This is a genomic window from Sphingomonas sp. (assembly GCF_032114135.1).
Lineage (GTDB): Bacteria > Pseudomonadota > Alphaproteobacteria > Sphingomonadales > Sphingomonadaceae > Sphingomonas.
Genome location: NZ_DAMCTA010000010.1, coordinates 1 through 23985, shown reverse-complemented (window position 1 = coordinate 23985; position 23985 = coordinate 1). Strand labels below are relative to the sequence as shown.

The window sequence follows — 23985 nt, the reverse complement described above, 5'->3', positions numbered from 1 at the left end:
CTTCTGTCTCCCCTGCCCTTGCCGATGTGCCGCGCTGCGACCCGGTGCTGGAGGGCGCGAAGTTTCTCAAAGGTAAGGACGCTGAATACGCGGCCCGGCATGCCGAGCATGTCCGTGCCGTCTGCACCGCCCATGACAGCAGCGCCGATCGCTGGTCCCGGGTGCTTGCCGACCTTCACCTCGACGTCACCCGCATGATCGCCGCTGCCAACGCCAAAAACTGGGCCGGTGTCGCTGCGGGTCTCGACCATGCAGCCCCCCTACTCGAACAGCTGACGACACAGGCGAAGGCAGACACTGCCCGGCCCCGCACGCCATCCGAACCCGCAGACCCGCGGCTGCAGGGTTTTCTACGCCTCGCCACTGACGGCTATCGCCAAAGACTGGTCTCTGCCGGGCTCGCGCCGCCGACTTCGCTTCGCGCCGGCCTGTCCGATCTGTCGCGTGCGCTTCGGTCGGGCGGCAACGGCCAGCTCGCCACCGTCGCCTATGTCCTGGTCAGTGATCTGTCGGGCAACGCCGACGACCTGGCCGGCGTCCTCGCCGATGAAGCCGCCAGGAACGAACGCCACAAACAGGAAGGGCTGAACACCGCACTGGGCAACGTGAAGATGGAGCGCGAGAACCCGACGACCCTGAACGGCTACTGGTCCGGCATGGGTCAGCGGCTGTCGCACTGGGATTCCGTGTTCGAGTGGATGCTGATCGCCGCGATCATCGGCTCGATCTTTGCCATTGCCACCAAGCGCCGGCGGGTGGCCTGGAAGCTCGTGATCCTAACGCCGGCCATCTACCTGCCCATCCTGCTGATCCACGTCTTCCTGCCGATCTTCCCGCAGTGGGCACTCGCGCTGGCTGGGATCGTCGCGCTGGCAGCACTGTGGGGATACACCGAGCGCTACCGGCTGCTCTACACCGGTAAGGCGCCGTTCGGATCGCTGGAGGCAGCCCAGAGCAGCCCTGCGGCTCCTGCGGGACCTGTCGGGCCGCCAGCAGGGCCCGACACGCATGGCAGCGCCTATTGGGGCTCCACGGCCCAGATGCGGGTAATGGGGCATTTGCCGGCTGCGCACCACCAAACACCGGCGGGCTTTGCCCTCGGCCGCGCGATCGATGCCGTCCCCGGCGACAACCGCTTCCGCCAGTCCGGGCACATCATCACCTTTGCGCCCACCGGCTCGGGGAAGGGAACGGGCCTGGTGATCCCTACCCTGCTCGAATATCCCGGCTCGGCGCTGGTGCTCGACGTGAAGGGTGAGAACTACGCGGTCACCGCCCGTGCCCGCCGTGCGCTGGGCCAGGCTGTGTTTCTGCTCGATCCGTTCGGGGTGACGGGCGATCCCGCCCACGGCCTGAACTGGCTCGACCGCATCGATCTCGATAGCGAGGATTGCCTGGCACAGGCGATGACGATCGCCGATGCCTGTGTCATCCCGTCCGACAAGGGCGGTGACGATCACTGGGACGAAACCGCCCGCGATCTGATCCGTGGTGTCGTGCTCTACGTCGCCGGCATGCCCCCGGAACGCCGCAACATGGGCGAGGTGCGCCAGCTGCTTTCCTCCGGCGCCGAAGCGCTGGACGATACGTTGGCCGAGATGATGGCGAGCAATGCGGCCTTCGGTGTGGTGGCGCGGGCTGCAAACACCTTCTCCGGGATGGCTGATCGCGAGCGTGGTTCGGTGCTGTCGTCGGCGAGACGGCATACCGCATTCCTCGATGACCCACGGATCGCGCGCACCCTCGCCCGCTCGGATTTCTCGCTGCGCGATCTCAAGCACACACCGATGACGGTCTATGTCGTGCTTCCTGCCGACAAGCTGCGCGGCGGCAACGCCCGCTTTGTCCGGGGCCTGGTCAACGATGCGCTTGCCGGCGTGATGGCGGACACCGTCACGCCTTTCCACAAAGTGGCGTTCCTGCTCGATGAGTTCGCGCAGCTCGGCCGCATGACCGCGATTGAGGATGCGATCAGCCTGGTGCGGGGGTTCGGTGTCGCGCTGTGGCTGTTCCTTCAGGATATGGACCAGCTCAAAATCTACCCAAAGCGCGGCAGCTTCATCGCCAACGCGACCAGCCAGTTCTTCAACACGCGTGATCTGGAAACCGCGAAGTACGTCTCGGACAGTCTGGGCAAGGCGACTATCGAATTCGAGACCGCCAATAGGGGCAAGAGCGGCGGCAGCAATGTCGGCGGCGGTGGTGGATCGTTCAACCGCGGCAGTTCCTCCGGCGCCAGCCAGCAATTCCATGGCCGCGAGCTGCTGACCCCCGATGAGGTCATGCGCGAAAAGCGCGCGATCGTGTTCGTTGCCGGCGAACCAGCCTGGTTGCTCGACCGCATCGATTACCGCACCGACGCCGAATATCACGGGCGCTTCGATCCCAACCCGTATCACGCTGGTCCGCGGGCATGATCTGGCTGGTGCTCGCGATCGTCGTAGGCCTGATCCTCGGTAAGCTCATGGGGTTCATGGCCGTCGAATTCGTGATGCGGCCGCTCATTTTGGTTGGCCGGTGGGGCGCGGGGCTCCTCGGCGTTATCGCCCGTTGGGGCGGCCGCCTGCCCTAACGGTTTGTTTTGGCCGCTGCCTCTTCCTCGTTGAGGAGGGACCTTTTCTGCGCTGTCCGCCAGGATTGGCGCTGACATGCACACACCGCCTTATCCGCCCTTCTTCTCTGGAAGCATGCGGCCGTCAGGCCGCTTTTGTGGCGGAATTAGCCGGCACGGAGCAAAGGCGTATTGGCCCGAAGGGGCAATTCCGCATGTGTTCGACCTATCCGGCTGTAAGTCGCCAGCGGGTTAAGAGATTCTGTTAAAAATGAATCGTTAAGATAGTTAAGCTGGCTAAATTGGCTAAAAAAGCTTGGCTTTTCCGAGCCTTAAGGAAAGTGCTGGTGGGTGATACCCCGTGATTCGGTGTGTGAAACCCCGATGGTTGGGTGTGTGATCCCCCGAGCCTAAGGTGTGTGAAACCCCGATGCTTCAGATGCTGAAAAACACGCGAAACGATAGTTATCCACAGGGCGAGCGGCAGGCACCGCCTCCTTTGCCGCGCAGCACGTTATAACGATGTCCGACCTAGGGTGGGTGATACCCCGATAGTCACCGCGTAGGTGTGTGAAACCCCGATAGTCAGCGGCCGCGAGCGAGCTTGTCCATGCGTGCATCAACTTCAGCAGCTCGTTGGCGATCGGCGATGAACCGAGCGCGCCGCTCTTCCACCGCACGCTTCTTCTCGGCCAATGCCAATGCCTCAGCCTCACCCCGCAAGCGGAACAGCACGGCCGGGCTTTTATCCGCCGTCTCTGTTAGCTCCATCCCATACTCGGGTAGCTGATCAGCCTCGATCACACGCTTCAGCATCCGGTTAAACTCCTTGGGCTTGGCATCGCTACCGGTTTTGTCGCGAAGCACTTCCACCCGACACAACCAACCTCCTCGTTGGGTGCCAGCATGTTTGCGCGCGATGCGATACAATGCCCGCTCCAAACCCCCTGACAGCAGGAAGTAATCGGGGTGCATCGTGAGCAGCGACTTCTCGTTCACGATACCCTCGTAAACCCAATCCGAGAGAGTCAGCGTCATGCCTCTCGGCTGCTCGGTCTCTGCATCGGTGTCGAAGGTCCAGCTATCGAGCCAGTTGAAACCAGCTTTCTGCCGCCGCTTTGTCGCACGTATTGATGTTGTAATGGAGGTCGTCTGAAGCCGCAGGAGCGCCGCTTGCAGCTCCTGATAGTCGCGGCCGCCAGTGCTGCGCTTGATGGCGCGCAGAAGGTCATAGGGGGTGGTTGTCAGCGTTCGTGGCAGATCGTTCACGCCCTGCTGCTTCATGCGATTCAGCGTCGATGCAGCCCAGATCAAGATATCGGCGTCCCAAATCGTGGCCATGCCGTAGTCGGGGATTGCCTGCACACGCACCCATGCCTCACCATCCGGGCTGCGGTACTCGATCGGCTTCAATCGCTTGCGCTTTTGAAGCGAAAAAAACGGCCGCTCCATAACCTCCCGCTGATCCTTCAGCGGAAGATCACCCAGCGCGGGAATAAACAGGTCGAACTCAGGGCTCGGATCGCGCCGCTTGCTCACGGGGCGAACTTCGTGTGGCCTCGCTTGACCAGGTACTGGCGCAGCAGGCGTTCCGTAATAACGGTAAGGGGTTCACCGCCTTCCTCAACGCTAAGCTGGCGCAGGGTGCGGTGCATGTCCTCAGGAATGTGAATCAGGACCGGCTTCTTGCCAGGATGGCTGCTCCGCCGAGTGGGCGCCGTAGGCTCCGCCGAACGGGGTAATCTACTCGCAGGCGAGCGCTTCATCTGCATCTCAGGCTCCGGCGCGACCTCCTCGGGTCCCGGTGCCGCCTCGGGCTCGTCATCAAAAATACCAGCTAACGCGGAAGGCTTCTTCGCCATTATGCCACCTCGCTTATTTGCTTAGTAGTAAAACCGCTTAGTCGCTTAGCCTCTTCGTATGCGGTGCGTAATTCGGCAGCGGCTTTGCTGTCGGGCTCCGTCTCCGCTGCCGTCTTCCCAAGCGGTGTAGCTTTGTAGAAATCTTTTCGGAAATGAAGGCGGCTATCGAACAGGGTCACTCCCTTGGCAGCGAAGCCAGCATGTGCCTCCTGCCCTTCCCCACCCTGATGCGGAACCTGGGTCAGAATGACAGCGAACGGAGTGCCTGCTTGCTGGACCTGCTTCACGGTTTGCAGAACCGAATGAACGTCGAGTCCGCGGGGCGCGACAGGGATAATTACAAAGTCCGCCTGCTCGGCCGCTAACATGGCGATATCTTTCGAGTTCGCCGGCGTATCGATGATAATGAGGTCTATCTTGCCGCTGCCTCGCCCGCGAGAAATGTGGAGCGGGAGGCCGGCGACGCTGCTGTCCTTGACCATCACGTCATCGTTGTTGCGTCGCTCCGCCCAATAGAGCGCTGACCCCTGCCGATCATCAGCATCAAGGATCACGACGGCTGCCCCTTCCCGGGCAGCCTCTACGGCGAAGCCAGTGGAGAGGGTGGTTTTAGACTGCCCCCCCTTCTGCGCAATTACGGCCCAGACCTGCATACGAACTCCCACTAAGCGGCTAAGCGATTTATACCGCTTAGTCGCCTAATACAACTCCGCCGCTTAACCGCTTAACCGCTTAGTAAGGCTTGTCCTTGGCTTCGAGTGCTGCCGTGCGCTGCGGCGTTCGCTCGCTGGCCATGGAAAAGCCGCTCGTAATAACCCGTTGGATGATCCGCGGACACCGCGTCATCCTTGGGAAAATTGCCGACGCAGCGGAACAAGAATGTCCTCGATGACTGGCGCGCGATCTAGGCGGAGCGCGGCGCGGCGGATGCACAACGTGATCGGCCGGCGTTCCTGCTGGCCCATTGAAATCTGCATCGAACTGCCGCTCGCCTCCTGTTGGGCGCGCGTCCTCCATGCCCGGTATTCACCACCCGAGATGTGAGCAGCCACGCCTACATGGCTCAGGCGCTGCGTGGCGTCGATCCGTTCAACCGTCGCGGCCGCATATCCGAGAGCGGCCGTGAGACGATCCCGAACCACTTCCTCGACAATCATCATGCCGCCGAAGCCACCCATCCGGTCTCGGCTAGCCGTATCCTCGAGCGAGAGTAGGAACAGCATCGCGCCCTGCTCGGTGAGGCGGATGGAGGTACCGCGATCCTGGCTGATAACGAGGTCTGACCCGTCCAGCCGCACGTCGGCGCCCTTGGTGCGATCGAACAGGCGATTGTCCCCGTAGAGAGCGGACTGTTCGAGTTGCTCTCCGAGCTTGGGATCCTCCATCTGCATGGGCCTCAGGATGCGCTGAGAGGGGCCGCCAACGATCGCGAGCGCCAGGAAGGTGGTCGAGCTCTGGTTTCGACGCTCAGCGGGGATCATGCCGCTTGCATCGGAGATGAGCTGCCCCTGATCCACCGGTGCGATGGCCTTCGCCAATATGTGATCGTGAAGGGCCCGGGTAATTCCATCGTGGAGATCCTCGGCGGTCCTGAAGCTCTCGCGGAAGAAGCCGCCCTCCCAGGCCTGAACCTCATCGATGAAGGCCTTCTGGGCCGCCTCTGGGTCGACGCCCTGCTGGATGAAGGCGAGAACGGGTCGGCTATCCCGCGCCTCGCGATACTCTTGATGGGTGGCGGAGATTGTCGAGCCGGCGGGCACGAATCCATACCGAGGCCCAAGGATGAGCACGACCACATCGGCCGAGCGCAGGCCCTGCATGCAGGCGACCTGAGACGAGTTAGGTTGCGCGCCGAAGTCCTCAGCCATCACGGCCTCATTGCGCAGTGCGACTACAGCGCGCCGGGCTGCGTCTCGATATGGCTCGAAACCTGAGATGAGCGAACTGATGAAGACCTTCATAATCGGCGCTCCCTTGCTGAATGCGCCGCCTTCTCCCTTTCTCAAGCGAGATCGTCGTCAGCACGGAGCCGTCGGGATGACGCTTCCGAGATGATTCCGTTCCATGCGGAAGGAGAAGCGGCGGATCTATGAGTGGCGCTCTCTTTGATCACAATGATATCCAGCAACGTGTCGAAGGAGATCTCGGTGATCCCGTTGTTGTCCTGCCGATTGCCCCCTTGCCTATAATCAACAAGATCCGTGCGGCTTCCCCATAGGTGGGTGAACACGCTCTTAGAAAACGCCCGACCGAGACCAACCGCTTATTGGCTTATTCGCTTATTCGCTTAGTGTGCGCTGATGCCACCTTCCATCAAACCATGCGAACTGCGCCAGCTCGGCGTTGCTGATCGCGGGCGGCTCGCCCTTTCGCCAAAAGCGCAGCATCTTGCCTCGGTCATCCAGATCGGATTCGGTAACGACGGCACGCACAGCCTGGATGAATTGCCCGTGGCTAAACACATAGGCGAGGCCGGGAGAGGGCAGGGCGGCGAGCCGCGCAAGCGCCGCTTCTGCACGGCGAAGCAATGCCCCGAAGCTCTCCGCGTCGTCGCCATCGCAATAGGTGGGATTGGCGTCGGTCCAGTACCGCTCAAGGTGCGGCATTCGCTCACTGCTGCGCGTGCCGTTCCAGCGGGACGGCCGCAGATAGGTGAACTCCTCGATTGGCCACACCTCCACCGGCACATCAGGGAAGCGCTGGATCGTGGCCTCAGCGGTTTGACGGGTGCGCAGATAGGGGGAGGTCACGATTAGCGTAGGCGGTTCGGTCCATGCCCGAGCCACCTCGCGCGCTTGGCGCCATCCCAGCTCGGTAAGTTCGATGGACGCAAGGTCATGGCAGGGCACCCCGGCGTTGCCGGTGCTTTGGCCATGCCGGATGAAAACTGCCCTCATGCCGCCGCCTCCTTAGCCGCCAGCTCCCGCAATCCCTTGTAGAGCGTCGTGCGGCTGACTCCGTATCGCTCGGCCACCGCCGTCACGGTCGCCTCCGGATCGGTCAACAGCAACCGCGCTTCGCGGAGCTGCCTTGGGGTGAGGGCAGGGGGGCGACCGCCCATACGCCCGCGGGCCCGCCCTGCGGCCAGGCCGGCTCGGGTGCGTTCGCCGATCAGGTGACGCTCGAAGTCGGCCAGACTGGCAAAGATATTGAACACCAGCTTGCCCGATGCCGTCGTCGTGTCGATCGCCTCAGTGAGGCTCTCGAAAGCGATGCCGCGGTCCGCCAGTTCGTTCACCGTCGCTATGAGGTCGGGAAGAGACCGGCCAAGCCGGTCCAGCCGCCACACCACCAACGTGTCACCAGCGCGCAACGCCTTCATCGCCTGCGCTAGCTCGGGCCGATCGGCGTGCTTGCCGGAGGCGTGCTCCGAATAGATTGGCTCACATCCCCTGGCACGCAGCACGTCAAGCTGCGGAGCGAGATCCTGGTCGGCGGTGGACACGCGCGCATATCCGATCCGGCGGGTACCAGCCTGGCCGGGCAGGGGGGTAGCGGCTATGTTCAACATTCAACCTAAACAAGATGTTTTCTGATCTTAGATTGTTGCACGGGTTTTTGAACGGATCAACACCATAGTTGGCTGGATTTTCGGCTGCCGCCGGCAGTGTGCATCAAACGGCCGTTTTTTGGACGCCAGGGCAGGAAGCAACAGGTAAATTCGGGTTAGCTAGTAAGCGAACAGGGCAACCCTCGTCAGGTGGCAAAGAGATAGCGTTGATGGGCGAGATCGGGCCAGCCGCGGACTGTCGGTTTCTGGCGCTTCGAAATGGAGGTCAGCCGCTTCTGAGCGTCGCAGCATCATTGCATCGACAACCCGCTTCTGGCACCCCTCCGCCTCTGTTCTGAGGGGGCGGCGTGGCAGACGGAAGCACCATCGAGTGGTGATAGAAGGCCGCCGCATTGTGGTGGTAATTTGACACTTGAAGAGATCCAACGGGGGCAAACCCTTTCAGGCATAGCCCACGAGAAGCTGGTCAGCGTTGTGGCCGCAGAGATGCGGGGGGCTGATTCTCTCGAATTGACCTACAAAATCGAGGGCGTGCTCGGAGAGCGGCTGCTGTCGAGAGCTGACGAAGATGGCATCGCGATTGCGACGGCCCAACGCCCGTTTACGTTCAAGGGTGAGGCCGCCTCCTTCCAGCTGGCTTGCGAGGCCAAGCGAATGGATCTAGCTTTTCTCTTCGACCCAATGATGGCCGTCCACACTGCCAATGTGGACCCTCTCCCGCACCAAATCACTGCCGTCTACGAGTCCATGCTTCCGCGGCAACCGTTGCGGTTTCTGCTGGCTGACGACCCCGGTGCCGGCAAGACTATTATGGCCGGCCTCTATATACGCGAGCTCATCATGCGCGCGGACGCCAAGCGGATCCTGATCGTCGCGCCTGGCAGCTTGGTCGAGCAGTGGCGGGACGAGCTGTCCGAGAAGTTCGGGCTGGAGTTCCGCGTCTTTACCAACGATCTCGAGCGATCGTCTGCGAATCCCAACCCTTTTGAGGAGCACCACCAGCTCATTGTCCGGCTCGACCAGATGTCTCGCAACGACGAGCTGCGCGAGAAGCTCTGCCGAGCCGGTTGGGACCTCGTCGTCTTCGACGAAGCCCATAAACTAGCGGCCCATTTTTTCGGGACTAAGCTCGAAAAGACTGGTCGCTATCAATTGGCGGAGGCGCTCGGTGCCGTGACGCGTCACTTGCTGCTGATGACAGCGACGCCGCACAACGGCAAGGAAGAGGACTATCAGCTCTTTCTGTCGCTGCTGGATTCCGACCGCTTCTATGGCAAGTTCCGTGACGGTGTTCACAAGGTGGACGCCAGCGACCTGATGCGGCGGATGGTGAAGGAGGAGCTCGTCAAGTTTGATGGAACGCCCCTCTTCCCGGAACGCAAAGCTTATACGGTCAACTACACCCTGTCGGATTTGGAAGGGGCCCTCTACGAGGCGGTCACCCAGTACGTGCAAATGGAGATGGGTAAGGCCGACAACCTGGATGGGAAACGCAGGGGCTCCGTCGGCTTTGCCCTAACCGCCCTCCAGCGCCGGCTCGCTTCCAGCCCGGAGGCGATCTACCAATCGCTTCGTCGGCGCAAGGAGCGCCTGCAGGCTCGGCTTCAAGAGGAGAAGCTTGGATCCCGCGGCCGCAAAGTCGCCGCCAACAATTTGGACATTCCCGACGATGACGAGGATCTCGACGCCGCCGAGCAGGAGATGCTTGAGGAATCCGTCATCGACGACGCAACGGCAGCTCGCACAGCCGCAGAGCTAGAAGCGGAGATTCTGAGCCTCGCGGACCTACAAGCCAAGGCCAAGGCCGTGGTTGACTCCGGGGTGGACCGCAAATGGGAAGAGCTGTCGCGAATCCTGCAGCAGAACCCGGAAATGCATGACGCTGAAGGCCGTCAGCGCAAGCTCATCATCTTCTCTGAGCACCGCGACACCCTGAACTACCTGCTCCACAAGGTTTCAGGCGTCCTTGGCAGCGACAAGGCTGTCGTCACCATCCACGGCGGGACCCACCGCGATGAACGTCGCAAGGTCCAAGCTCTATTCCGATCTGATCCCCAGGTCCGCGTTATGATCGCCACAGACGCCGCAGGCGAAGGCGTCAACCTTCAGGTTGCGAACCTGATGGTGAACTACGACCTGCCCTGGAACCCCAACCGTTTGGAACAGCGGTTCGGCCGCATCCACCGGATCGGCCAACAGGAGGTCTGCCACCTTTGGAATCTTGTGGCCAAAGAAACCCGCGAGGGTGTGGTCTATCACCGTCTTTTGCAAAAGCTGGAGGTCGAGTCCGACGCGCTGAAAGGCCGCGTGTTCGACATTTTGGGCGAGGTTTTCGAAGATACCAGCCTCAAGAGCCTCCTGCTCGACGCCATCCGCTACGGCGACCAGCCTGAGGTGCGCGCTCGGCTGACCAAGAAGATCAACGACGCCCTCGACCACGATCACCTCAAGTCCCTTCTCAACCGAAACGCTCTGGCCGAGCAGAGCATGACGCCTGACCGCCTGTTTGCGGTGAAGGAGGAGATGGACAGGGCAGAGGCCAGGCGGCTTCAACCGCACTTCGTTCGCTCATTTTTCCTAAAGGCCTTTGCCGCCCTCGGCGGCACGATCCACCAGCGCGAGGCTGGCCGGATGGAGATTACCTACGTGCCGGCCGAAATCCGCGAACGCGACCGGGTCATCACCGGCCGAAACCGGCGCGAGCGCGAGCCGGTGCTGCAGCGGTACGAGCGCATTTGCTTTGAGCGTTCCGCCATCCAGCCCCTCGACCGCCCCAACGCGGCTCGCGCCGTGCTGATGCATCCTGGCCATCCCTTGATGATGGCTCTGGCCGACGTCGTATTGGAGAAGAACACCAACCTACTTCGCCAAGGCGCCATCTTCGTTGATCCCGCTGACGACGGCCTAGAACCCAGCTTGCTCTTCCTGCTGACACATGACGTCAAAGCGCATGACGGCCTAGTAATCTCTAAGCGAATGCAATTTGTTCGGGTGACACCCGACGGCAGCACCAGCTTCGCCGGCTGGGCGCCGCACCTTGACCTCGTCCCTTTGAACGAGGCGGAGCGACAATTCGTTCACCCGATCACCGAACAGTCCTGGCTGTCGGGAGATCAAGAGCAGCGCGCCATCAGCCTGGCAGCAGACAGCCTCGCCCCGCAGCATTTCCAGGAAGTCGCCGCCACGCGCATCGCCCACATCGATAAAACGCTTACTGCGGTTAATGAGCGTCTGACCAAGGAAATCACGTTCTGGCAGGACCGTTGGGTCAAGCTCAGTGAGGACAAGTCGGCCGGCAAGGACGTAGCCCTCCCTCTTGGAAACGTCGTCCGAACGCTTGATGAGCTTCAAGGACGGCTCGATGGGCGCAAGCGCGAGCTGCAACTCATGCGGCATATCACCAGCGCCACTCCCGTGGCGCTTGGGGGCGCCCTCGTCATCCCGGAAGGTTTGATGCGTAAGATGCGCGGCGACGCCCCAGAAGATCCCTTGTCAGCGGCATTCGCGGCTGACGCCGCTGCCCGCGCCAGGATCGAACGGATCGCCATGGAGGCTGTGAAGGTTGCCGAGGAGGCTAGAGGCTGCACCGTCGTCGATGTCTCGGCGGCGAAATGCGGCTGGGATCTCACGTCGTATCCTCCCGCAATCAGTGGCAGACCGGCAGCGCCGCGGCACATTGAAGTGAAAGGACGGATCAAGGGCGCGAGCACCGTCACCGTCACCCACAATGAGATCCTCTACGCATTCAACCAAGGCGATAAATTCATCCTGGCGATCGTCATTGTCGAACAAGACGGCGCCCACCAAGGGCCGCACTACATCCGCAATCCCTTTACCCGCGAGCCTGAATGGGGCGTCGCATCCGTAAACTACAACCTGGGTGAACTGCTCGCCCGCGCCGAGGCAGCATGACTAACCCAATAATCCAGTGCCCTAAGAAACTGATCGAAGTAGGCCTGCCGCTAAACAAGATAAATTTTGCCTCTGGCCGCGAAAAGAACATTCGCCATGGCCATCCCAGCACACTGCATTTATGGTGGGCGCGGCGTCCCTTAGCGGCCGCGCGAGCAATCATCTTTAGCCAACTGGTAAATGATCCGTCTTGGAAGTGGGAGATCGAGAACACCGGCGAGATTCCACCGGCTCACTTCAAAGCGTCGTGGGCAAAGAGTCGTAAGCGTTTGTTCGCGATTATCGAGGATCTAGTTGAGTGGGAAAATACCAACCGCAGTGATGTCATCGAGCGAGCCCGCGCTGAGATAAAGAAGTCTTGGCTTGAGACGTGCGAGCTGAACGCATCACATCCGGAGGCAGAGACGCTCTTTCGGCCTGATCACCCCCCCGCATTCCATGATCCCTTTGCGGGCGGCGGGGCGCTCCCTTTGGAAGCTCAGCGGCTTGGCTTGCGATCCTTCGCGAGCGATCTGAATCCTGTCGCCGTCGTCATCAACAAGTCGATGATTGAGATACCGTCCAGATTTTCAGGGCGAGCTCCGATAAATCCAGAAGCTCGGGACGAGAAGGGCTTGGCTCCGCGCCAGTGGCGCAGAGCTCAGGGCCTTGCGGATGATGTGCGTTACTATGGCAAGTGGGTCCGCGACGAGGCTGAGCGTCGCATCGGTGCGCTATATCCTAAGGTGCTGGTGACTGACGAGCTGGCAGGCCAGCAACCGTCATTGAGGCACATGGTGGGCGAGAAGCTCACTGTTATCGCGTGGCTTTGGGCAAGGACCGTAAAAAGTCCTAATCCTGCCTTTCGCCATATCGATGTGCCACTGGCGTCGTCCTTCGTCTTGTCTACCAAAGAGGGCAAAGAGGCTTACGTAGAGCCCATTGTTCAAGGCGATACATACACGTTCGAGACCCGCCTCGGGAAACCAACGACATTAGCTAAGTCTGGAACGAAGAGCGCTGAACGTGGTGCAGATTTTAGATGCCTAGTGTCAGATACGCCAATAGAGGCAAACTACATTAGGAGCGAGGCGAAGGCAGGCCGGATGGGCGCCCGCTTGATGGCGATAATCGCAGATGGCCCGAAAGGGCGCGTCTACGTGAGCCCTCAAAAGAGCGATGAAGAAGCGGCCGCTTGTGCATCGCCGGCTTGGAAGCCGGAGGTCGAGTTCTTCCAAAAGGCTCTTGGCTTCCGCGTTGGTAACTACGGCTTCAACAAATGGAGCGATCTGTTCACCCCGCGACAGCTTACCGTCCTATCGACTCTAAGTGAGCTTGTTAATGAGGTACGCGTCAAGGTACTCAAAGAATATGGTGACACTGCTGAACCTGGCGCATCACTAGCTGAAGGGGGTAATGGAGCTCGAGCATATGCTGACGCGATCAGTGTTTATCTCGCCTTCTTGGTGAGCCAAGTAGCCAACCATTCCGCATCGGTTTGCGGTTGGAACAGTACTAATACGCAGATGCGTAGTGTGTTTTCGCGTCAGGCATTGTCCATGGTTTGGGACTATGCTGAAAGTAATCCGTTCTCCGACTCTTCGGGTAGCTATAACAATCTGTACGAACGTCAAATCAAAGGCTTTGAGGCCCTCGGGGATCCACTTGAAGGGACCGTCGTACAGCAGGATGCCCAAAGACAGGAAATCAGCCGCAACAAGGTTGTTTCAACGGACCCGCCTTACTACGACAATATCGGCTATGCAGATTTGTCCGACTTCTTCTACGTGTGGCTTAGAAAGAATCTTCGGCCAGTCTACCCGGAACTTTTCGGAGGGATCGCGGTGCCGAAGGCGGAGGAGCTGGTAGCTACACCCCATCGGCATGGTGGACGACGCCAGGCCGAAGCATTCTTTATGGACGGCATGACCTCGGCCATGAAGCGCATCTCGTCGCTTGCACATCCAGCACTGCCGGTCTCAATCTACTACGCATTTAAGCAATCAGAAAGCGACGCGGAAGACGGCACGACGAGCACTGGCTGGGACACCTTCCTCGAAGCTGTAATCCGTGCGGGATTTTCCATTAATGGTACCTGGCCAATTCGTACTGAGAAGGAGGGGCGGACGCGCGGTAACAGCAGCAATGCACTAGCTTCGAGCATCGTTCTTGTATGTAGAAGACGGGCCGAAAGCGCTCCGTCCATATCGCGCAGGTCCTTCCTGAGGGAGCTCAACGCAGTTTTGCCGGACGCGCTCGATGGAATAACTCGCGGGACCGGTGATGAAGTATCGCCCGTCGCACCAGTTGACTTGTCTCAAGCTATCATCGGTCCAGGTATGGCAATATTCTCGAAATATGCCTCTGTTCTCGAGGCTGACGGGTCACCCATGACCGTTAAAACTGCCCTAGGTCTGATTAATCGCTTTCTTGCTGAAGATGACTTTGATCCCGACACACAGTTTTGCCTCCGGTGGTTTGAACAATATGGTTGGGCGGATGGCGCTTTTGGAGAGGCAAACACACTGGCCATGTCGAAAGGAACTGCGGTTAACGGCGTTCAGGCTGCCGGTGTCATTGAAGCATCTGCTGGTCGTGTGCGTTTACTTCGGTGGTCTGAGTATCCCAGCGGCTGGTCACCTAAGTCGGACACGCGAATGCCTGTCTGGGAAGTGCTGCATCATCTAATTCGGTTGTTCAAAGAGCGAGGTGAAATCGGTGCAGGAGGGCTCATAGCATTGGTGGCGAGCAAGGCTGATTCTGCTCGCCAATTGGCCTATCGCCTCTATACGCTCTGCGAACGCGCCGGGTGGGCTGATGATGCACGCGCATACAATGAAATCATCACAAGCTGGGGAGCGATAGAAGACGGCGCGGCAAGAGCCACACCGCTCTATCAGCCGCGTTTGTTTGATGCTTGAGAGGCATTCAATGAAGTCTTGGAAAGAGATCGCGATTCCGCACAAGGATGTCCTCGAGGGCACCCTGATGCAGTCGGAGTTCGCAGCCGACATTAGCGCCGTACACTCGGGTAAGGCGACGATCGAATATCAAGACGCTGCTTCGTTCTATGAACGAACCTTTATCACCGAGGGTATGCGCCTTCTATTAACCCAAGTGGCCCAGCGACTTGCAGGCCAAGGCGGTGAGCCCGTCATTCAGCTGCAAACCGCATTCGGAGGTGGCAAAACTCACACCCTGCTTGCTGTCTATCACCTAGCCTCCCGTAAGTGCCCACTCGATGCGCTAGCAGGCATCCCAGCGCTAATTGATCAGGCAAAGCTCATGGATCCGCCTCAGGCAGCGGTCGCAGTGCTTGATGGGACGAACATTGGCCCGGCTCAGCCCCGACGTTATGGCGGTGTGACCGTCAACACGCTTTGGGGCGAGCTTGCCTGGCAACTCGGCCGGGCCGAGGGGTATGCTTTAGTACGGGAAGCCGACCAGAGCGGTACGTCTCCAGGTAAGGAAGTGCTTCGCTCTCTAATCGCGGCCGCGGCTCCATGCGTGATCCTAGTCGATGAGCTGGTTGCCTACGTTCGCCAGTTCGGTCCCGGCGAGAAGCTGACCGGAGGGACCTACGACAGCAACCTGTCTTTCGTTCAGGCGCTGACCGAGGCGGTCAAGCTGGTTCCCAACGCCATTCTGTTGGCGTCGCTCCCCGAGTCCGAAATCGAGGTCGGCCACCGTGGTGCAAAAGCGCTTCGGGCCATGGAGAAGACCTTCGGTCGGGTGCAGGCGCTATGGAAACCAGTCGCTACCGAAGAAGCCTTTGAGATTGTCCGCCGGCGGCTCTTTGAGCCGGTGCGGGACGAGAAGGCGCGCGATGCCGTGTGTCGCGCATTCGCCGACGCCTATGTCGCCGAAGGCGCCGCCTTGCCCGGCGAAACCCGTGAAGCGCGCTACTATGAGCGCATGGTTCAAGCTTATCCGATCCACCCGGAAGTGTTCGACCGACTCTATGAGGACTGGAGCACGCTAGAGAGCTTCCAACGGACGCGTGGCGTCCTGAAGCTGATGGCCAAGGTCATCTTCCGCCTATGGAAGGACGACAACAAAGACCTAATGATCATGCCGGGCAGCCTGCCGCTCTATGACGCAGGATCGCGCAGCGAATTCACCAGTCACCTCTCGGGCGGCTGGGATCCCGTCGTTGAAAAGGACATTGATGGTGAACGTGCTGAAACGACAGAGCTCGAGGCTAAGGAGCCCCGCTTTGGCCAGGTGAATGCAGCGCGCCGAGTTGCCCGCTCGATCTTCCTAGGAAGCGCACCATCGTCGGTGAATACCAGCGCCGGCAACCGCGGATTGGATCGGGCTCGCGTCCTGTTGGGCGCTATGCAACCCGGGCAGACATCTTCGGTCTATTCCGACGCCCTGAACCGATTGGCCGACCTTCTACACTATATGAGCGCCTCCGGCGACAAGGGGCAGAACTCCACCCGCTTCTGGTTTGATACGCGGGCAAACCTCCGCCGCGAGATGAACGATCGTCGCTCCCGGTTCGACGAACTTCAGGTGCGCGCTAAGATTGCGGAGGCTGTTAAGTCGGGCTTCGGCCCCGCGTCGATGTTCGACGGGGTGCATGTCTTCACGCCACATGCTGACATTCCCGACGACAGTGGCCTGCGGCTTGTTGCTCTTCCGCCTGATCGTTGGTTTTCGAAGGAAGAGACACGGCTCGCCGAAGATACCGTCTTGGAGGTCACGCGGGCCCATGGCACCGCGCCGCGCCACCGCTGCAACCGGCTTATGTTCATCGCCGTCGACAGCAACATTGCAGAGCGCCTGCGCCAGTCCGCGCGCACCGTCTTGGCTTGGGCTTCGATCATCAAGGACGTCGAAAACGGGACGCTTAACGTCGATCTGAACCAGAAGCGGCAGGCGGAACAAGAGCTGCGCGCGGCTGAAGGGGCGCTACCCCGCACCGCGCGCGAAGCCTACTGCTGGCTTCTCGTCCCACACCAAGCGGCTCCCGAAAACAAACCCGTTGTCGAGGCCTTCAAAGTGCCCACTGGCGGCGCGTCGGCTGGCGCGGAAATCGAGCGCATCTGTGCCGACAATGAGCTGGTGATCGCCAACTGGAGCGCTGTCCACCTGCGCCAGCTGTTGAAGGATTTCTACTGGTCCCACGACGAGGCCGTCGCAGCCAGGGCGGTTTGGGATGACATGCAGAAGTATCTCTATCTGCCGCGCCTGAAAGACAGGGAGGTATTGGGGCGTACGCTGCGCACGGGCGCCGCTTCCCGAGACTTCTTCGGCATCGCCTATGGCCGCGGTGTCGATACCTACGAGGGGTTCTCACTCGGCGCCGGGGATGCGCAGTTCGACGATACGGTGCTTTTGATCGAACCAAATGCAGCGAAGGCTTATGAAGATGTGCACCGCAAGCCGGAACCGATCCCGCTCCGAGGCGAACCGCCAACCCCCGATACTAGGCCTAACGACAGCGGCACGCCGTCGACCGGAACGTCACCCACTGCACTGCCAGTACAACCGCAGTCGGCGGCAAAGCCGACCGGACTGAGCGCGTTCTTCGGTTCGGCAGAGATCCCATCAGCGACAGCTAAGATGCACCTCATGCAGCTAGCTGATGAGATCATCGCGAACCTCGTGGCCGACCCAAACGCGCAGGTTCGTGTGACGCTCGAGATTTCCGCTCAATTCGAGAGTGGCGCTCAGGAGGTCACGAAACGCTCGGTCTCGGAGAACGCAACAGCTTTGAAGTTGAAATCCGCAAATTGGGAATAAACAATATCGGCTGCTAGGGCTGCAACCGGAGGAGCGCTTCTGGCTTGGCCATCACCGGATCCAGGTCGGGGTCGGTACATCAAACGGGCCAGAATACGCTAAGCGCCGTCAGCTCTGCGCGGGTGGAGAATAGCCAGGGCGGCGCGTACGAAGCCCTACAGAGAACATCCTGGCGCACGGCACTTGGACATCAGTGGGGCTAGCCTGCGCGAACCTTGCCAAGGCAAAAATAACCCGCCGCCTTATTTAGGCAGCGGGTCCAACAGAATAGATCGATAAATTAACGAAGGCCGGCTGAGATGATTCGCGCATTTGGTTTCAGGCCAAATTTGACACCCGCCGCATAGCCTGCGGCATTACCCGCACGTAGCTCTTGCTCGATCAAGTCTAGCTCGTAGCTCGTGTACAAGGGACTGTCCTGATGCGGCTGCGAGGTTTTTACCGCTTCCCGCTCCCCATTCGAGGAGAAACCGACCTTCCGCATCAGTGAGGCGAAGATGGTCATGTCCAATTTCTCCTTTCCACAAGGCGTCCAATTCTGGACCATACATCGCAATCAGTGAATGACTGGTTGACGCTCGTTGAGCAAACTCAAGGTGTCTACCCAATGAGTGAGCCAACGCGGAAACCGCGATCACCGTTCCTCCCTCCCTTACTATATAAGAACGCATCATCGCAAGGGTACCTCCGAGGCTTAGGGTATCATCCACCAGGATGTATGGCCGGTCGCGGGACACCTCCCCGGTAAAGCTGGGCTGGTACACGAAGCGCGGAAAGCGACCGAGTTTAGTGCGGCCGACTCGCGCAGCCTGTTTGATGGTCACATTTTCGTGGCCCGTGAGTGCGATTCTCAGGCGAGCGGCATGCGCGTATGGTAATGCATTACGGCTACTAAGCCGCCGCCCCGCATCATAATCGATGGCATCATCATCATCGAAGCCGGGATGCGGAAAAGCCACGATTGGCGCGACACCTCCTGTAAGAACTAGCCCTACAAGCTCATCTTCAACGCTTTGACGCCATACGAAATCCACCAATTCCGTAGCGGCGCCGAAATCCGCTTCAGTTTTTGCTCGGTTATAAAGTGCCGCGACCTTCGCCTTGTCGATAGCACCCCGCTCTTCGGTGCCATGTAAAACAGAAAGCTTGGTGTGGACCAAGGCTCTTTCACAAGACGGAAGATTCCACGCCTCTCTGCTATGCGGAGGCCGAAAGGCCGCCATTCCAAGCTGCTGGGAAGCGGTAGTGTTCATAAATACCCCCAGCAACTCTATGCCGTCGCCGGAAAACGGCGAATGTTTTTGAAACCATCGCCTTAGCTTCAAGGGACGGACGGAGACGGGATTATAATCGGTTTGCGCGCCAACGCAACGACTTTGACGCGCTGATCCGCTTTTTTTGATTTCCTTGATATGGTCCGTTGTTACTTGATGACCTTGATTTCCTTAATTTCCTTGATGGGTGTGTTTTGACGTGCTATGGCGTGATTGTTGTTGTCTCGGAAAGTGTGCTCATGGATGTCGCAGAGGGCAAAAAGCGAGTCAGGGGCGGTGGTAGCGGCAGCAGCTTTTTCGCGCTGGGACCTGACGTTTGGGAGAAGCTACAGACAGCGCCTACCTCTAACCGGCTCTACCTTATCCTAGCATACCTGGTGCTGCTCGCCGGCACTGGAAGCGATCATCGACTCACTAAATGGTCAGCCAAAGCTTGCGATGAATATGTCGGCATCGGTAAGCCGCGCGCGAAACATGCAATAGAGGAGCTTATCGCTGCCGGCTTGATCAGGCACACCGAGGCGGCGACGCGCATGGCCCCACAGTATGAGTTGCCTGAACTGCCGCGCGACGCCGAGCCGATCTTTCTGCCCGTGCAGATTGTCACCGGCCTAGGTCAGGAAACCCCGGTGTTACGCCGTGTGCGTGAGGCCGGCGATCCGCTGCTTCTCGTCCTATTGATCGACCTTTATGCGGCGATAGTTACCGATGCGACGCACGGTGTTCCGATTAACGAGGTTCGCCAGCTCGCCCCTGAACCATCAGCTCGCAAGATATCTGAGACAGGCGTGCATGCACTTTGGGGTTTAACTCACGGCTATCAAACGCAAGCTTGGCAAAAGCCTTGGGTTGAAAAACATCTGGTTCCGGGCCCCGGTAAAAAGCCAGATTGGCAACCGCTGTGGGATCGTCTCGATCTGCTTAAAAAAATGGGCGCCATCTGGTGGGAGCCTTGGGTGTTCGACAGCGACGCTCCAGACGCAGAGCCGCTGATGCCCGTCGATCTGGGTGTTCTTAGCAGCTACGCCGCGGCCGACGATGAGGCAAAACTCATCTTAGTAGCCTTCCGTGCCACGCTCGCGCTGCTCGCTGAACGCACTTACATGATGGATAGCAGCGGCTCTTCGATCTTCTTGCCACTGCCGGTGCATCACCAACCGCCTGCGCTGCGTGGCGTCCTGCGCGTTCGCGTCGAGGCTGATACGCCAGGCCGACGACGCGCATATGCCAAGCGCCGAAGACTTGTAGAGGGCTATCGGGCTGGGTTTGAACAAGTTCTCGCTGACGCTGAAGCGTTACGCTTCGACCGACCTTTGCACCTAGATTTCACTGCCTCGTAGCGTCGCCATGCCGATCGCACCTGAACATCGCTGGCTGTACCCCATCGATTGGGCTGAACTTTCCCGGCTAATCCGCTTTCGAAGAGCAAAGGGTCGGTGTGAGCACTGCCAGCGGCCCCACGGCCGCGAGGTGATCCATCTCGGCGAAGGAACCTGGTGGGACGAGGATGCCAAGGCTTGGCGTGACGGACGGGGCAAGCGGGCCCGCCCCCTCAAGCTTCAGGCCAATCTATCACACACTCAGCTTTTGTTTGCCGGCATGGACCCGCCTAGCCCGCTCATGACTCGCGTCGTGCTAGCTAGCGCCCATTTGAACCATGATCCCGGTGACAATCGACCGAGCAACCTCGCCGCCCTGTGCCAGCGATGCCACATGATCCATGATGCTCCCGAACATCGCCGACGGCGGTGGCTGAACCGCTTCAGACAAAATGCGATCCGAGACCTATTCGCATGAGAAATGACCCGATTGCGGTCAGCTCCCATCCCGGCCCTCATGGCCACTAGCCTGGATGGCCCGGGCCTATTCGATAACCATCACGCGCACGTAGCGCTCCAGCATCCTCGCCCGATCCCCGATCAGGGTTGTGAGGTCATCGCTTTGCATGGGCACATACATCGTGCCCTGCCGGGTCGCGTAAATTGTCTGCCGCGCCTGTTCCTCGACATCGCGATATGCAATCCAGGCCCGTTGCGAGCGGCGCAGCTGCACACCCGCCGCCGCTGGAAGTCGGCGCAGCAGGGTGGCGTAGGCGGCATTCATCCGCCGGTCGTAAGCTCGCTCCGCCGCTACCTCGCAATTCGTCTGACCGGCGGTCGACGCGTTGGCGAGAGCAGCAAGACAGCGCCTGAGAGCCGCGTCCGTCGCGTCCTCGCGAGCGCCTGCAGCCGCAGCCGGTGCCATCGCTACCGCTATCACTATCAAACACGCGTTACGCCATCTGGCTGACATGTCCGCCCATCTCCCGATGCCCGATCCTATCCGGAATCTGATCTTTTCAACGATACCCACGATAACGAAGGGCTGTGACATGACTGACCTGGACCAGCGCATAGAGAAACACCGTCGCGAGCACGACCATCTCGCAGGCCGGCAGTTAAACCCGTGGGGGAAGGAGCACCGGCGGCTGTACCTCGCGATCGAGGCGGCAACATCGATTGAAGAGCGCGACCTCGCCCAAAAGGCTCTGCGCGATCATTACGACACCCGGTTCAGCCCGACAATGAGTGCCAATCTGCTTGCCGAGCAAACCCGACGAAACGCCATAGCGGACGGCCAGCGCTGATCTCCTGCAGACAGGTGCTATCCAATCGCCTCTGCCTTCAGGATGCTAGGTATAGTCGCGCCGCCATTAGCCAACGCTTCCTTGTGGAGCGCAGCATCACGGGCAGCGGCCTCGTCGGCATGATGCCCCTCATAGACGCTCGTTACCCTGTGATCGTTTGGGAAGAGGCTGCTTACGGTCACCTTCCATAGCCTGTTGGCCATCCCATCCTCGCTTGGTCGCAGAAGATCACCGTCCATGGCCACGATCCTTGCCCTGCTCGCGCTCCTGGCGCTCCTTTTCGCGCGAGGCTCTGATGCGCTCCCGCGCCTCGGCGACGCGCTTTTCCTGCTCGGTTTGAAGAGGCTTGCCGTTGGCATCGGCTTTGCCTGCTGCCCGGTCCGCTATCGTCTGTCCGTCCAGCATCGGCGCTTTGGATGGTTGGGCAAGCCTGCGGTCCTGCTCCTCCGCCAACCGCCCGTCCCGCTCCGATATGCCGCGGGCCTCCGCCTGCCGCTGCTCCTGCGCCTGTGCCGTGCCGTCGGTCGCCGCCATGCCTGCCTCCTTCACCACACGCGCCTCCGCAGCCAGCTCCGGCTTGGCCTGGTTGGCAAGCCGTTCCGCAAGCTGTTCACCTGGGGACGGATTGCCTTCCCAAGGAAACGCACGCCGCATGTATCCGGCCAAACGATCGATCTGCTCGCTTAGTCGCGCGATCCGTTTGGCGATCGCCGCACGGGTCTGCTCCCACGCCTTGGCCGCGGTCTCGTACGCGCCCTGCTTCACCAAGGCGAACAGCCCCGCCGGCGGCTGCGGTCGTGCGCGACGATGTGCCTCCTGGCGTCGCTCATGGCCGGCAAGAAGCCGCCGCGCGTAGCCGTCCACCTTCCCGGCCTTGGCGACGACGCCAGCGAACTGCCGGTCCTTCTCCGCCCCCCATTCCCGCAGCACCAGCTGGGGCACGCGTAGCGCCGGCGCCGCCGACACATCGAGCAGCCGTTCCCAGTCGCGAGCCTCTCCGCGCGCCGCCTCCATCAACCCGCCGCGCCGCGCCGGTTCAGCGTGGCGTTCAGCCTCGATCCGCACACGCGCGGCGGTGAGGTCGATCACCTTCGCATTCAGGCGAACGGGCTCACGAGCGATATCGCCGCGGACGGTCTGTGTCCCCTTACGCTCGATCTGCAGCACGTTGGGTCCAAAATGCTTGCCCGGCACCCGGTCTTCATTCTCCAGCACGAAGGCCTCATCCCCGCGAGCACGGGCCGCCTCCAGCTGCCCAGCCTTGGCCAAATGCCCTGCCCGCCAGCGCGCCGCCTGTTCCGGCAATCCGGCCCGTTCCAGGGCACCGCCGCACATTGCAGCGAAGCTCTCCCGCCAGTGCTCGACTTCGCCGGATCGCTGGTTGTCGAGCTCGCGCACCTTGGCGCCGAAACCCTCCGGCCCGATCCGCCGGGTCGAGCACAACACATGCGCGTGATGGTTGCGATTGCCCTGCCCTTTCGCGGCATCCGTGTCGGGCGAATGGATCGAAGCATCGACCACCATCCCGTGGCGTTCAACCAGCGCGGTCGCGAACGCCGCGACCAGCGCGCGCCGTGCCTCGCCGTCGAGATCCGCAGGCAACGCAATCTCGAACTCCCGCGCCACCGTGCTGTTCTTGCGCGTCTCCGCCGCCTCCACGGCGTTCCACAAAGCGGGCCGATCCTGCACCCACGCCGGTGCTTCCGCCGGCGCAAAAATCGCGCATTGCGGCCGCTCGACACCGCCCCGCCGCGAGTAGTCGAACACCTGCCCCGTGCGTTCGTCGGCGACGCGGGCGCCTGAGCGATACGCGCAGGCAGCGGTAGCACTGCGCCCCTGTGCGCGGCCGATCGTTTTCACACTCATGTGATACGGAGCGAGCGGCACTGCTTCTTCTGCCTTCTTCCTTCTTCACACGAGGTCCAGCACCATGATGCTGGCCGGGGGTGTGGGGTGGCGGTCCACCCCGCTGTCGCAGCGCGACATGGGTGCAGGGTTACACCTTGCCGCACGCAAACCGCAAGGTTTGCATAAGTGCGCCATTCACTTCGTTCTGGTGGGTGCTGGGCTCCGGAGCTGAAGATGTGGACCTTTCGCTTTTCGCCAGGGTTCTAGCTTCTGCCTGCCTTCTGTGAGGACATGTATGGTTGACCCAAAACCCAGCAAGATCGAGAAGCTGAAGGAACGCCAGAAACAACTCGCGGCTCAGATCGCGGCGGCCGAAGCGCGCGAACGAAATGCCGAGCGCACCCTCGACACGCGCCGCAAGATCCTCATCGGCAGCGCGGTCATGGAGAGCATGCGACGGGGTGAGTATCCGCAAGACCAGCTCGCCGTCCTGCTCAACCGCTTCCTGGTCCATGATCGCGACCGCAAGCTCTTCGACTTCCTGCCCGACACCAAGCCGGAACCGAACGCATGACAGGCATGCGGTCCCTTCTCATCGCGGGAGGGATCGCGATCTCTTCTGTCTCCCCTGCCCTTGCCGATGTGCCGCGCTGCGACCCGGTGCTGGAGGG

General features: G+C 60.6%; 18 protein-coding genes. 9 read left to right on the top strand and 9 right to left on the bottom strand.

Annotated features, from left to right (window positions below):
* Positions 1-2417 (top strand): type IV secretory system conjugative DNA transfer family protein (locus RT655_RS19890; RefSeq protein ID WP_313540557.1); only part of this gene is annotated, 2417 nt, incomplete at its 5' end.
* The gene (locus RT655_RS19885; protein WP_313540554.1) at positions 2414-2572 is read left to right on the top strand and encodes a hypothetical protein; all 159 of its coding nucleotides are present in this window, start codon (positions 2414-2416) and stop codon (positions 2570-2572) included. The genes RT655_RS19890 and RT655_RS19885, both read left to right, overlap by 4 nt.
* A gap of 564 nt (positions 2573-3136) precedes the next feature.
* Here RT655_RS19885 and RT655_RS19880 read toward each other — a convergent pair.
* The 6 genes from RT655_RS19880 to RT655_RS19855 all read right to left on the bottom strand — a co-directional run bounded on the left by RT655_RS19880 (position 3137) and on the right by RT655_RS19855 (position 7924).
* On the bottom strand, positions 3137-4090 hold the full coding sequence (locus tag RT655_RS19880) for a replication initiator protein A (protein WP_313540552.1): 954 nt from the start codon (positions 4088-4090) through the stop codon (positions 3137-3139).
* Positions 4087-4413: a hypothetical protein gene (locus RT655_RS19875; protein WP_313540549.1), complete on the bottom strand. Its 327-nt coding sequence runs from the start codon at positions 4411-4413 to the stop codon at positions 4087-4089. Before RT655_RS19875 ends, RT655_RS19880 begins: the two co-directional genes overlap by 4 nt.
* Positions 4413-5066 carry a ParA family protein gene (locus RT655_RS19870; RefSeq protein ID WP_313540546.1) on the bottom strand — a complete coding sequence of 218 codons (654 nt, stop codon included), beginning with the start codon at positions 5064-5066 and terminating at the stop codon, positions 4413-4415. The genes RT655_RS19875 and RT655_RS19870 overlap by 1 nt, the downstream gene beginning before the upstream one ends.
* Before the next feature lie 189 nt (positions 5067-5255).
* Complete coding sequence (locus tag RT655_RS19865) at positions 5256-6374, bottom strand: DUF4062 domain-containing protein (RefSeq protein WP_313540543.1); 1119 nt, start codon at positions 6372-6374, stop codon at positions 5256-5258.
* A gap of 318 nt (positions 6375-6692) precedes the next feature.
* Positions 6693-7310, bottom strand: a complete 618-nt coding sequence (locus RT655_RS19860; RefSeq protein WP_313540540.1) for a histidine phosphatase family protein — start codon at positions 7308-7310, stop codon at positions 6693-6695.
* Positions 7307-7924: a recombinase family protein gene (locus RT655_RS19855; protein WP_313540537.1), complete on the bottom strand. Its 618-nt coding sequence runs from the start codon at positions 7922-7924 to the stop codon at positions 7307-7309. Before RT655_RS19855 ends, RT655_RS19860 begins: the two co-directional genes overlap by 4 nt.
* A gap of 405 nt (positions 7925-8329) precedes the next feature.
* Between RT655_RS19855 and RT655_RS19850 the strand changes: the two genes are divergently transcribed.
* The 3 genes from RT655_RS19850 to RT655_RS19840 are packed head-to-tail and all read left to right on the top strand — an operon-like array spanning position 8330 to position 17566.
* Positions 8330-11836, top strand: coding sequence for a helicase-related protein (locus RT655_RS19850; protein ID WP_313540534.1), 3507 nt, complete (start codon positions 8330-8332; stop codon positions 11834-11836).
* Entirely contained in the window at positions 11833-14736 is a 2904-nt protein-coding gene (locus RT655_RS19845; RefSeq protein ID WP_313540532.1) for a DUF1156 domain-containing protein, read from the top strand. The genes RT655_RS19850 and RT655_RS19845 overlap by 4 nt, the downstream gene beginning before the upstream one ends.
* A gap of 10 nt (positions 14737-14746) precedes the next feature.
* Positions 14747-17566 carry a DUF499 domain-containing protein gene (locus RT655_RS19840; RefSeq protein WP_313540530.1) on the top strand — a complete coding sequence of 940 codons (2820 nt, stop codon included), beginning with the start codon at positions 14747-14749 and terminating at the stop codon, positions 17564-17566.
* A gap of 280 nt (positions 17567-17846) precedes the next feature.
* On the opposite strand, the gene RT655_RS19835 is transcribed toward RT655_RS19840, so the two are convergent.
* On the bottom strand, positions 17847-18071 hold the full coding sequence (locus RT655_RS19835) for a hypothetical protein (protein ID WP_313540527.1): 225 nt from the start codon (positions 18069-18071) through the stop codon (positions 17847-17849).
* Between the two features lie 915 nt (positions 18072-18986).
* Between RT655_RS19835 and RT655_RS19830 the strand changes: the two genes are divergently transcribed.
* Positions 18987-20180: a hypothetical protein gene (locus RT655_RS19830; protein WP_313540524.1), complete on the top strand. Its 1194-nt coding sequence runs from the start codon at positions 18987-18989 to the stop codon at positions 20178-20180.
* Positions 20181-20187: 7 nt separating this feature from the next.
* Entirely contained in the window at positions 20188-20637 is a 450-nt protein-coding gene (locus RT655_RS20025; protein WP_409530302.1) for a hypothetical protein, read from the top strand.
* Between the two features lie 66 nt (positions 20638-20703).
* On the opposite strand, the gene RT655_RS19825 is transcribed toward RT655_RS20025, so the two are convergent.
* Complete coding sequence (locus RT655_RS19825; RefSeq protein WP_313540521.1) at positions 20704-21084, bottom strand: lysozyme inhibitor LprI family protein; 381 nt, start codon at positions 21082-21084, stop codon at positions 20704-20706.
* A 127-nt stretch (positions 21085-21211) separates the two neighbouring features.
* Here RT655_RS19825 and RT655_RS19820 point away from each other — a divergent pair, with 127 nt between their 5' ends.
* Positions 21212-21466 carry a hypothetical protein gene (locus RT655_RS19820; RefSeq protein ID WP_313540518.1) on the top strand — a complete coding sequence of 85 codons (255 nt, stop codon included), beginning with the start codon at positions 21212-21214 and terminating at the stop codon, positions 21464-21466.
* Positions 21467-21694: 228 nt separating this feature from the next.
* On the opposite strand, the gene mobQ is transcribed toward RT655_RS19820, so the two are convergent.
* Entirely contained in the window at positions 21695-23332 is a 1638-nt protein-coding gene (gene mobQ / locus RT655_RS19815; protein ID WP_313540560.1) for a MobQ family relaxase, read from the bottom strand.
* Between the two features lie 277 nt (positions 23333-23609).
* Between mobQ and RT655_RS19810 the strand changes: the two genes are divergently transcribed.
* Complete coding sequence (locus RT655_RS19810) at positions 23610-23888, top strand: mobilization protein (protein ID WP_313540515.1); 279 nt, start codon at positions 23610-23612, stop codon at positions 23886-23888.
* Positions 23889-23985: the final 97 nt, after the last annotated feature.

Bases quoted from the DNA above. Each gene is read 5' to 3' on its own strand.
- RT655_RS19885 (WP_313540554.1), top strand. From the start codon at position 2,414: ATGATCTGGCTGGTGCTCGCGATCGTCGTAGGCCTGATCCTCGGTAAG.
- RT655_RS19875 (WP_313540549.1), bottom strand. From the start codon at position 4,413: ATGGCGAAGAAGCCTTCCGCGTTAGCTGGTATTTTTGATGACGAGCCC.
- RT655_RS19870 (WP_313540546.1), bottom strand. From the start codon at position 5,066: ATGCAGGTCTGGGCCGTAATTGCGCAGAAGGGGGGGCAGTCTAAAACC.
- RT655_RS19865 (WP_313540543.1), bottom strand. From the start codon at position 6,374: ATGAAGGTCTTCATCAGTTCGCTCATCTCAGGTTTCGAGCCATATCGA.
- RT655_RS19860 (WP_313540540.1), bottom strand. From the start codon at position 7,310: ATGAGGGCAGTTTTCATCCGGCATGGCCAAAGCACCGGCAACGCCGGG.
- RT655_RS19855 (WP_313540537.1), bottom strand. From the start codon at position 7,924: ATGTTGAACATAGCCGCTACCCCCCTGCCCGGCCAGGCTGGTACCCGC.
- RT655_RS19845 (WP_313540532.1), top strand. From the start codon at position 11,833: ATGACTAACCCAATAATCCAGTGCCCTAAGAAACTGATCGAAGTAGGC.
- RT655_RS19840 (WP_313540530.1), top strand. From the start codon at position 14,747: ATGAAGTCTTGGAAAGAGATCGCGATTCCGCACAAGGATGTCCTCGAG.
- RT655_RS19835 (WP_313540527.1), bottom strand. From the start codon at position 18,071: ATGACCATCTTCGCCTCACTGATGCGGAAGGTCGGTTTCTCCTCGAAT.
- RT655_RS20025 (WP_409530302.1), top strand. From the start codon at position 20,188: ATGCCGATCGCACCTGAACATCGCTGGCTGTACCCCATCGATTGGGCT.
- RT655_RS19825 (WP_313540521.1), bottom strand. From the start codon at position 21,084: ATGGCACCGGCTGCGGCTGCAGGCGCTCGCGAGGACGCGACGGACGCG.
- RT655_RS19820 (WP_313540518.1), top strand. From the start codon at position 21,212: ATGACTGACCTGGACCAGCGCATAGAGAAACACCGTCGCGAGCACGAC.
- mobQ (WP_313540560.1), bottom strand. From the start codon at position 23,332: ATGAGTGTGAAAACGATCGGCCGCGCACAGGGGCGCAGTGCTACCGCT.
- RT655_RS19810 (WP_313540515.1), top strand. From the start codon at position 23,610: ATGGTTGACCCAAAACCCAGCAAGATCGAGAAGCTGAAGGAACGCCAG.